Origin of the sequence: Dorea amylophila, assembly GCF_025567265.1 — a bacterium.
Taxonomy (GTDB): domain Bacteria; phylum Bacillota; class Clostridia; order Lachnospirales; family Lachnospiraceae; genus Dorea_A; species Dorea_A amylophila.
This window is the reverse complement of sequence record NZ_JAOQJW010000014.1, coordinates 88,547-98,787: the sequence shown is the minus strand read 5'-3', so window position 1 is coordinate 98,787 and position 10,241 is coordinate 88,547. Positions and strand designations below refer to the sequence as shown.

Annotated in this window: 7 protein-coding genes; 1 reads left to right on the top strand and 6 read right to left on the bottom strand. The window is 36.6% G+C overall.

Going from position 1 to position 10,241, the window contains the following annotated elements; genetic code table 11:
* Positions 1-3,200, bottom strand: a 3,200-nt coding sequence (locus OCV72_RS10190; protein ID WP_055283645.1) for an FMN-binding protein, incomplete at its 3' end; no start/stop codon positions are given.
* A gap of 179 nt (positions 3,201-3,379) precedes the next feature.
* Here OCV72_RS10190 and OCV72_RS10185 point away from each other — a divergent pair.
* Positions 3,380-3,694, top strand: coding sequence for a hypothetical protein (locus OCV72_RS10185; RefSeq protein ID WP_055283642.1), 315 nt, complete (start codon positions 3,380-3,382; stop codon positions 3,692-3,694).
* Here OCV72_RS10185 and OCV72_RS10180 read toward each other — a convergent pair.
* From OCV72_RS10180 to OCV72_RS10160, 5 genes are all read right to left on the bottom strand, one after another.
* A complete protein-coding gene (locus OCV72_RS10180) occupies positions 3,663-5,471 on the bottom strand; it encodes a recombinase family protein (protein ID WP_055283640.1) in 1,809 nt (602 codons plus the stop codon). The two genes, OCV72_RS10185 and OCV72_RS10180, sit on opposite strands and share 32 nt — an antisense overlap.
* 604 nt (positions 5,472-6,075) lie before the next feature.
* Positions 6,076-7,527, bottom strand: a complete 1,452-nt coding sequence (locus tag OCV72_RS10175) for a hypothetical protein (protein WP_055283638.1) — start codon at positions 7,525-7,527, stop codon at positions 6,076-6,078.
* Positions 7,494-7,874 (bottom strand): hypothetical protein, encoded by a 381-nt coding sequence (locus tag OCV72_RS10170; protein WP_055283636.1) that lies wholly within the window; start codon positions 7,872-7,874, stop codon positions 7,494-7,496. The genes OCV72_RS10175 and OCV72_RS10170 overlap by 34 nt, the downstream gene beginning before the upstream one ends.
* Positions 7,871-8,224: a hypothetical protein gene (locus OCV72_RS10165; protein ID WP_055283634.1), complete on the bottom strand. Its 354-nt coding sequence runs from the start codon at positions 8,222-8,224 to the stop codon at positions 7,871-7,873. Before OCV72_RS10165 ends, OCV72_RS10170 begins: the two co-directional genes overlap by 4 nt.
* Before the next feature lie 333 nt (positions 8,225-8,557).
* Entirely contained in the window at positions 8,558-10,237 is a 1,680-nt protein-coding gene (locus OCV72_RS10160) for a hypothetical protein (RefSeq protein WP_055283632.1), read from the bottom strand.
* Positions 10,238-10,241: the final 4 nt, after the last annotated feature.

The following is a 10,241-nucleotide window of genomic DNA, read 5'->3' as shown; positions in this document are numbered from 1 at the left end:
ATAGGCATTCGCTCAGTCCACTTAGGTCTGCCAGGCTCATCGAGAACTGTCTCGATTACCTTGCTGTCTACCTCGACCTCTGGTAGGTTTGGCTCGCTCTCCTCAACAGGGTTCTTGACATCAATTATTACGATTGCTCTGCCGTTTTTCTTTACTCCATCTACTGAGAACTCGAGAACCGCTCTTGCCGTTCCCTTCTTGCTGAGGTCAGGCTTCTGCTTTATGCTCACCTTTACTGAACCATCCGCAGGGATGTTACTGAATAGAGCTTTATAGTCATCGAGTGTCGGTTCTTTGCCGTCTACAACGAGAGGCTTTGAGTTATGTCTCTGTGGTGTAAACGCTGTTCCGCCATCTTCATCATCGTCTGCGATTCCGTCGCGGTCTTTATCTCTGTAAATCCAGTACTTATATTTTCTTACCAGCATCACCCCGTTCTTCTTTGCCTTGAACTTCAGAGTTACGGTCTTGAACATACCATTGTCTCCATCCCAGTTGTCGTCTTCTACAACCGGTGTTCCGGTTATGGTTCTGCCATCAAATTTTAGTCCCTTTGGAAGTCCTTCGATGGTTGTCTGCATCTCGGCATCCTTATCAAGGCTAGTAACTGTCGCAGGCTTGATAGGCATTCGCTCAGTCCACTTAGGTCTGCCAGGCTCGTCGAGAACCGTCTCGATTACCTTGCTATCTACCTCGACCTCTGGTAGGTTCGGCTCTTCGGTTGAACCGCCATTACCTCCACTACCATCATCACCTACAAGCTCCTTATCTGCTTCCGTACCGGAAAGCTGGAATGTCACAAAAATTGTATGTGGAGCATTAGGATTTTCATCCTTTATCACGGTGTATTTCACCTTTCTATTAACAGGTTTCTTATCAGTAGTATATTCGTAGCGATGCCCTTCCTTAGAAACCAGGCGGATCTTAACATTTTCGAACTCGAAAGATGTCGGTGCGTCAACAACCTGCTGGTCATCTATCTTACGATCATCTGCGAAATCTCTCTTAACGTCACTTACCTTATACCACTTCGAACCATCCTTGCTGTACTGAAGTCCAACAATATAGTCTTTGCTATAGCGTCCAACTAAAATTCTGAAATTGTCGTATGAAAGAGATTCCTTGTGAACTACCCTTGCCTTGATTACCTTCTTATCGCCGTAAGCCTTGAGGTCGCTGCCGTTTTCGATTGCATTACCAGCCTCATCAGTAATACTGAGTCCGTTCTCCGCAAAATCCTTCCATCCAACTTCTTTAATCGAACCGTCGTTTTTAACAAGCTTAATCTTTAGTTCAGAGAAGTCAACTACATCACCTTTATTAACTTCTATAGTCTTGACCTTTGGTTCAATGATCGATATTTCTTTTACATCAGAATTCATCTTAAAATCATTTGCAGACTTATTGGTTGCTTCCTTTGTAGCAGCAGAAATACCGCTAGCACTAACTGTAGCTCCAGTTACGCTATCAAACATCTTCTTGCCTTCGTAGCGATCACCCATGTAAGCCTTTACAGTTCTCGACATTAGTGTGAGGTCAGACTCTGTGTTCTTTCCAGATAGTCCATTGAGCATGCTTACATATTTATCTCCAAAGAGCTCCTTAACCTTCGCCTTTGGATCTCTGCTTTTTCTGATATCTTCGAAATACTCACGGTAAAGTCCCATCTTAGCTATATTCCAACGTCCTTCCTTACCCTGTAGGAAAGGTAGAACGTTCTCAGCTTTACTTCTAAATGGTCCCATATCATCACGATATTCATCACCTACTCCAACTCTCAGGCTTGAGATTTCGCCATTCTTTACGGTCACGTAAGTCTTGATTCCACCCGGATTTAGGTACCCTATACCTATACCGGTGTACTCACCGTCCTTAAGCTTATCCCCCGGATAGTGCTTGCGAAGAGCTGCATCAACGTATGACGGCTCTCCAGTCTCCGGCTTCACTAAAGGGGGGTTGTTACCCGTGCCTGGTGTATTGTTGTTATTATTGTTAGGCTTGTTAGGCTTGTTCGTATTGCTGTTCGTGTTTGTTATGTTCGTCTTACCAGCATTAGCAAGCGCATTTCTTACAGCGTAGATAATTCCACGGCTAGAATAAGTAGCGCCGGAAACTGTATCTACGCTCTTACCCGGCTTACCTAGCAGTCTACCGATTACGGCCTTTGCGCGGTTAAAGTATGGTGCATCATCGCTATGTGACAGTATTTCAACATTTGTAATATTGCCGCCGGAAACTGTTACTCGAACACGTATCGGTCCGTTGAAGCCCTGACCTGACCCTGTGTAAACCCCATCATTTAGATTAAGGCTATCTGTGGAAACTTCAGAACCTGACCCCGTGGAAACTCTATCATTTAGATTAGCATTTCTTGTATCTTTCTTAACTGTAGACATTTTAGCCTGCTGCTTAGAACCCGCTTTCCGTAGTGCGTCTGCAACTGCCTTTTTGATTGCATTCGAAGAAATAGTCGCACCCGATACAGAATCGACATTTACATTGCCACTGTTCAAAATCTTACCTATGACAGCGGATGCTCTGCTGAAATATTCCGGTGTTTCTGTGTGAGATACAACTTTGATATCTGTCAGTTTTCCACCCTTAATGGTGATGCGGACAGTAAGAGGTCCACCATAGCCGGTAGCAGTAGCCTCGTATTCTCCATCCTTAAGGTTATCTGTGGAAACTCCAGAACCTGACTCTGTGGAAACTCCATCATTTAGATTAGCATTTCTTGTATCTTTCTTAACTGTAGACATTTTAGCCTTCTGCTTAGAACCTGCTTTCCGTAGTGCGTCTGCAACTGCCTTTTTGATTGCATTCGAAGAAATAGTCGCACCCGATACAGAATCGACATTTACATTGCCACTGTTCAAAATCTTACCTATGACAGCGGATGCTCTGCTGAAATATTCCGGTGTTTCTGTGTGAGATACAACTTTGATATCTGTCAGTTTTCCACCCTTAATGGTGATGCGGACAGTAAGAGGTCCACCATAGCCGGTAGCGGTACCCTCGTATTCTCCATCCTTAAGGCTATCTGTGGAAACTTCAGAACCAATTGCCTGAGATTCCTTTACAGCCTTCTCTGTAGCAACGTTGTTCTTCTGTATGACTGTAACAGCTGAATATGCCATAGCAACCGTAACGGTCACCGCCACACAAAAGGACAACACTCCCTTGATACTTGTTGTTTTCATCTTTCCCTCCTTTGAATAGTAATGATTTCTCGGAATCTTCAGCCCAGTAAATCAAGGCTTTCTGATTCCTTTTTATTAAAATCCCCCACTTTTTTGTCAAAAACACTTGACAAATCGCTCAAAATTTGCGGCGAAGCCGATTGAATATATTTTATTTTATCGACTGGAGGGCGATTTTTATGTTACCTATTAATTGTGGCAGTCATGCTGACTACCAAAACTTTGTTGTTACTAATCTTCGTAAATATTATCCTAATCCAAATACTCTTGCTCGTTCCACCTGGGATATCATTGAGTGGTTTTGGAATCTCGATTTATCTTTTACCGATACTTTTATGGCTGATAAATATTCAAAATTCGGTCCAGCCCCACGAACTCCTTCCTGCATGCAGCGTTCTTACCTTCTTTCCATTGATTTTAAAGTTACTTCATTAACGGAGTGGGCTGTTCAGCTTAAAATTGTTAATCCTGTCTTATGTAGACTTCTACGATAAGGTCTTTCCACTGTACTGCTCTTATAAAATTACCAAATGCTTTTCTGTACTTCTTTGCTTCTTCAAAATTCAGTGTAAATCTGTCATATAAAACATACTTAGATTCATCAAAAGAAGTTTCTGTATCATACTCTTCACCTTGGATATACCATTTAAAAGCGCCGTTTTCCATTGGTGTGATTCTTGCTATAACAGCGTCTACCAGTTCGTCACTTAACTGTTTCTGATTCAAATCACACACACCATTCAGATATTCTTTTATTTTTTTAATCTCTCCTTCTACTTCTACAGGCTCATTATCCTCTTCATCCTGTGACAATATTGCCAGTTCATTCTTAATCTGTAACATCCGTTCATCAATCGTACATTTCTTGTCTTCGAACTCTTCACTACCGATCAAGTCATCCAGTTTCATATCTACAAGATTACTCATACGGTTCTTTAATCTTTCCGATTCTCTTTTCAGTTTTTCTATCTGATATTCACGATCTGTAATTCCAGTCTCTTCACTGTAATTATCCTGAATATCCTGAAGCAATTCTTCTACTGAACTTTTCTGGTCTTTCCATAACCTTTCCAGAATACTCTTAGCCATAAAATCTAATTTCCATTCACAAATAGCTGGCACATTACAATATCCCGTACCATCCAATCCCTGTTTTTCATGGAAACTTCTTTTACGGTAGCGGATTTGATGTCTGCACTGATATCCATTACTGACCTCACCATTTTTATTGGTTCTCCATTTGTATTTTCCGTACACACTGCCACATTCACATACCAGATGTCTGCACCACTTATCTTTTGATATCGGTTTAGAACATTTTCTACCGTCTACGATAACTACTTTCTTACTCTTTATTGCCTGTACTCTGTTCCAAGTCTCTTCTGATACAATCGCCGGAAAGTTACCTTTGACATATTCATATTGGCTGACATCCCGTACCGTTACCCTTTTATGTCCCAGAAAGTTTTTCGTATAGGATTTATTGTAACTGATATAACCGGCATATGTCTTATTATTTAATATCCGTAGTACTGACAAATGTTCCCAGTTGTATGTTCCATCTGCCTTTTTCCTTTTCATCTCTACCATTTTACCTGCGATAGTTTTTGCTCCCATCCCAGTTAAATACAGGTCATAAATCATTCTTACGGTTTCGGCTTCTTCCTCTATGATTTCATATGTGTTATCTATAGACTTTTTCCCTTTGATCAGTCTGTATCCTAAGATATTTCCATTACCATAAAGGACACCTTTTTCTCTGGATATTCTCTGTCCGGCTCTTACTCTTTCACTGATATGTTTTGATTCTTCCTGTGCCATTGCAGACATGATCGTAAGTCTTAACTCCCCATCCTGTTCCAGTGACCAGATACCATCATTGTAAAAGAATACTTCTACACCCCACTCTCTCAGTTGTCTTGTGTACTGTAAGCTGTCTACCGTATTACGTGCAAATCTTGATACTTCACGAGTACAGATAAGGTCAAAGTCACCTTTCTCTGCATCTTTTATCATTTGCATGAATCCCTCTCTCTTCTTTGCCTGTGTACCTGTCACACCTTTATCCACATATACATTAACTTTTTCCCAGTTCGGATGTTCTGCCAGAATCGTCTCGTACCATTGAAGCTGATTACTTAATGCGTTAACCTGTTCCTCATGTTGTGTAGATACTCTTCCGTAAAAACATACCCGGACTTTATCATGTATACTTGTTCTTGACCTGTTACTGATACACATTGCTTGCATCTTATAAGCCAAATTGTCCATTATGCTCGTTCCTTCCTCCTGTACTGTTTCACAACTTTCTTGTATGTCGAATGATTGATTTTATTATTTATGAATAACATCTTTATCAAAAGTGGTTTCATCTCCAACTTTTTTGTATCCTGATGTTCCATATATTCCTCCTTTCTCTTACTCAATCATTCATAAAAATAATATTACTTTGAAAAATACGATAATTACGAATGGTTGATAAGAATTACTTCCACCTGTTCCACCGCCCTTTTAGTCTTGTGAAGCTTGCGCTTCACGCTTTTCTTTTTTTGGGGGGGCGTGTGCACGATTATTTATCGTGCACCATCAGAATATCTGCAGGTCTTCGTCACTTCGTGTCTTCGCTTCTGCATATATTCTGACCCCTCCGTCTACTTTGTGTTCGTGGATGTGGTGGTCTGTCGCTGTAGTGTTTGTTGATGTTTCCTTTTTTCTTCTGTCTGTTTGTGTTGTCGTGGTTGTCCTGTGTTGTTATTCATTCAACATTCATACAGAACAATCATTACAATTACCCATCGTCACTACGTCACTAACTTTTTTATAAAGGGGAAAAAATATATAAATAATTTTCCCCTCTTACCGACGAAACGACGAATTATTCTTCATCAAGCTCCTCTTCTAAGTTCTTATTGGTTATCACATAAAGACGTTCCTTACCTCGTTTTTGTTCAAAATCCAGTCCATACACCTCACTTAATTCATCTCTGATTAAAATGAATGCCTTGGTTAATCTCGAACCATCTTTGGGAAGGGTCGATTTATCAATTCCTTTTTGGAGTGCGATGTGTTTTAACTCATTTAGACATTCTGTCGGTGTATTTACATATTCATATTTATCAGCCATAAGTTCTTTCAAACATATGGCTATGGAACTTGATTCCAGTATACTTAATGACAAATTAAGTCTATTTTGGAATAATATATCAGATATTTTATCTTCTTCGATACCTAATACTCTTCCAATCTTAATAGCTTTTTCATGGAAGTCAGCTAGACGAATCTTGTGTCTTGCTTTTACTTTCTTCCTGTCACTCAATACACCAGCAATCGTATTAAAGATTGCACCCAATATGAACGGTAAATCTTTTTGAAAACTTGCCATAACACTCTGCTCTGTTTTTATTTCAGATTTTTCAAATCTACTCAGAGCTATCAGACACGAACGGTCAACAAGGTCAGAAGACCTTGCAACCCCATTGATAGATGTTATACCTATGATGGAGTGAAGCTTCACGATTCTTTCTTCGGTATCTGTATACAACCGTCTTGTAGTATCGCTTGCCCCTGTTACCGCACTGCAAAGTAAGTCCGATATGGCTTTTGATATAAAGCTTACGTTGTCGAAACAGGTAAAATAACTTTTGGATAATCGGAGTACAATCGCTTCTTTGTTACTTGTATAAGCACATATTCCAGAATCTTTTGGATCGATTATCATTTCCAGCTTTTTCAAACATTCTGATTTTCCAGAGCCTTTTTCTCCCTGTATCAGAATTACTGGATGATTGAAGTTCATTCCTAACATACTAGAAACAATCAATATGCTAATGAGAATGACATCGTCTTCATCTTTAACATTAAAATGCTTTCTGATATACGGTAATAACTCTTCCGGCATAACGTTTAAATCTGGTTCTACCTGATTCTTAAAGTTCCTGTCTGTATAAAACATGAAGTCAGGTGTCTCTTCAATCTCACACTCTCCATCTTCTATACGGACACTTGTATTATTATCCGTATTTAACTGATAAATGAGCATTCTTCCTTTTGTGTAAATACGATGATTTCGTTGTATTTTATTCTTGGATTCATAACACTCTACTTCGATAATGCTTATGATCTCTTGAACTTCTTTATCGTTCAACAACTCACCATATTCTTTCTTCCAGAATGACTTAAAAGCTATTCTGAAATTGGATGAATGGATATCAAGTATTTCTTTATTTCCATTGTGCGGGATGGAACAAAGAAATGTTCCATCTTCCGCTTTTCCAACAGAAATTTTTTTTGATTTTAGAAGCCTGTATACTCTTTTGTCATTCGACATCCTTCATCCTCCTCAAAATCATCTTCAAGGATTGTATATATTTTGTCTGTGATCAGCTGGCCAAAATCGTTATAATATATACCTACCATAAATTCATGGTCATATAACTTTTCAAAGTCAGCATTTCCAGACTTATCCAATCCTCCCACTTCTTCCATGAGTTCTATAATCGAAAGATTATATCCTATGTCCAGACAATATGATTTCTGAACATCAGCCTCCTGTTTAAAAGTGTCAATTAGAAGATTTAAATTTAGATATTTTTTACCAGTTCTATCAGAGGTTTTTATATTATAATCTCTAATGTAACCCGGATATAACCCTTGCTTTATGGATATTAATTTCAAAATAAATCCTCCTCTTCCACTTCAAAATCTTCAGCTACCTGTAACTCTGCAATAAATGGTTGTCCCAATTTATTGTAGACAATGCTTACTTTAAAGAAATGGTTATACAATTTTTCAAAATCTGCTTCTTCATCTACATCTACCCCATCTACTGCTTCCATAATTTCTATGATATCCATGTTCTTTCCTGGATCCAGACAGTATGATTTTTGAAAATCTACTTTCTGTCCGTTCGCCTTGATAGTTACCGTAAGGTTTAAATAAGTTAAACCTGTTCTATTAGATCTTCTGGTATTATACGTTTTTATTTTTCCCGTATAAATACCAGCTTTTAATTTTTGTAATAACATATAATATTACCTACTTTCTTTTTTAATAAATGATTTCCTACCTACTCAATCCATGTATGCATCCATTTCTTGAATAAGTGGAAGTCATTTGTTTACGGGTAACCTTGTATTAATACAAATTTATTTAAGATATCTTCTATATCTACTATAAAACAAATGGCTTTTTTTCAAAATATGGAGGGAAAAATACTTTTTTCATGCAATCACGACCACTGGCTTAGCCGGTGGTTTATTTGTTTCCTATAGTTTCATTTTGGAAAACATCCAAAAACTCCACAACATAAAACAGAGCCTTGCCCTAACAAAAAAAAAATTGACAACCATTATAGGTCATCAATTTCTGATTTTATTCTCACCGTTCACATCATTCTTCATTTCAATTACTGATTCCAACATCTCTATACACTGAGTCAACATATCTCTTCTTTTATTTAAATAATCTAAATATTCCGCTGTCTTTCCCTCATTTACATATCTTTCATATATATATCGTTCTATCAAGATAATACTCTCACTGTTCTTTATATCTATAATTTTTCCTTGATATAATTTTTTTGGCATTTGTTTATTCAGTTTCAAGTTTCCCTTATCATCGCCATATAAAATATGATACATAATTTTTACATTTTTAGCATATCTCTTTTCTTTAAAAATAGGATTTTTTTTGGCTAATTTATCCATTACTTTTAAAACATATTTCAATCTATTTCTAATTTCATTTCTATCACTAGGCTTTCGTTCCGTTTCATTTGGTAGTATATATTCCATCAACTCCTTTATCTTTGAATGATTTATATATGATTCTGAATAGATAATCTTATCTTTATCTTCCCTTGTTAAATTTATCGAACCTGTATTTAGACATTCTATCAGCTCCTTTATCTTAGAATCATTTATATATGATTCTAAATAGGCAGTCTTATCTTTATATTCTTTTTTTGAACTATTGTAATTTTCTTTATCTTCTCTTATTAAATTCATTGAAACCGTATTTAGATATTCAAAATATCGTTTAAAATATATCATGTACACATGCATTGCAAAATGAAAGAAGACATTACTATTATATTTATCTCTGATAATATTTTCTTGTACTTCATTTAACCATTCAAATATTTTTTTGTATAAACTATCGAATTGCTCTAACCAATCTTGTTGATTATACTCTACCAAATTTTTAAAACTACTTACGCTAAAAGTATCAATCATAAATCGCATACAACTCATATACAAAAACACAACTATATCAGTTGCCTCTAACTTATTAGCCCTTTGTATTTCCCTTAGATATAATTTATCTATAATTCCGTTCAAAAATCCCAAACAAATTTCTGCCGAATGAATTTCTAATATTATCTGCAAACTTTTATACAACTTCTGTTTATCTTCTCGGAGTATATCATAATATTCTTTGTCATATAATTCCGTTACTTCATTTAGTCCCATTTTTATATCTTTTAAATTTTCTTTCACTTCTTTATCGCTACTATTATCTGAGTAACCACGCATTCTTTCATCTTTATAATATTCTACATTTCTGAATCTTTTATCCGCAAAAAATAAGTGCTCATTAAACTTCTTAATTAACGTTTCTTCATTCTGAATGAATGGTTCAATTTTAAGATTTTCATAAGTACCTCCTACTACCCAAAAATAAATTACTAATTTTTCTATCTTTGAATCTACATTTATATCTTTTATATTTTTAATTAATTTCTGATTTGGCAATACTTTTGTCCTTGATTCTTCTCTTTTTAATACTTTTCTTTTTGAATGTGTTAGTACCATGTAAGTTAACTGAAAAAGGAATCTATCTAGTTCCTCATATTGTGTTATATCAAATTCTATTTCTTTTAATTGATTAGCTATAGTTTTTCCCTTTGTTGTTTCGTAATAACATGCTTTCTTTAATCTGTCTATGGCATGTTTCTTGTCATCTTCATAATAATCAGGTAATAAATCAGAGTACATTTTTATTTTTTGATTTCCAGACATATTTCTAATTTCTTTCATTTAC

What these genes read in the sequence shown, in the direction of transcription:
- OCV72_RS10185 (WP_055283642.1), top strand. Translation starts at nt 3,380, where the DNA reads ATGTTACCTATTAATTGTGGCAGTCATGCTGACTACCAAAACTTTGTT.
- OCV72_RS10180 (WP_055283640.1), bottom strand. Translation starts at nt 5,471, where the DNA reads ATGGACAATTTGGCTTATAAGATGCAAGCAATGTGTATCAGTAACAGG.
- OCV72_RS10175 (WP_055283638.1), bottom strand. Translation starts at nt 7,527, where the DNA reads ATGTCGAATGACAAAAGAGTATACAGGCTTCTAAAATCAAAAAAAATT.
- OCV72_RS10165 (WP_055283634.1), bottom strand. Translation starts at nt 8,224, where the DNA reads ATGTTATTACAAAAATTAAAAGCTGGTATTTATACGGGAAAAATAAAA.
- OCV72_RS10160 (WP_055283632.1), bottom strand. Translation starts at nt 10,237, where the DNA reads ATGAAAGAAATTAGAAATATGTCTGGAAATCAAAAAATAAAAATGTAC.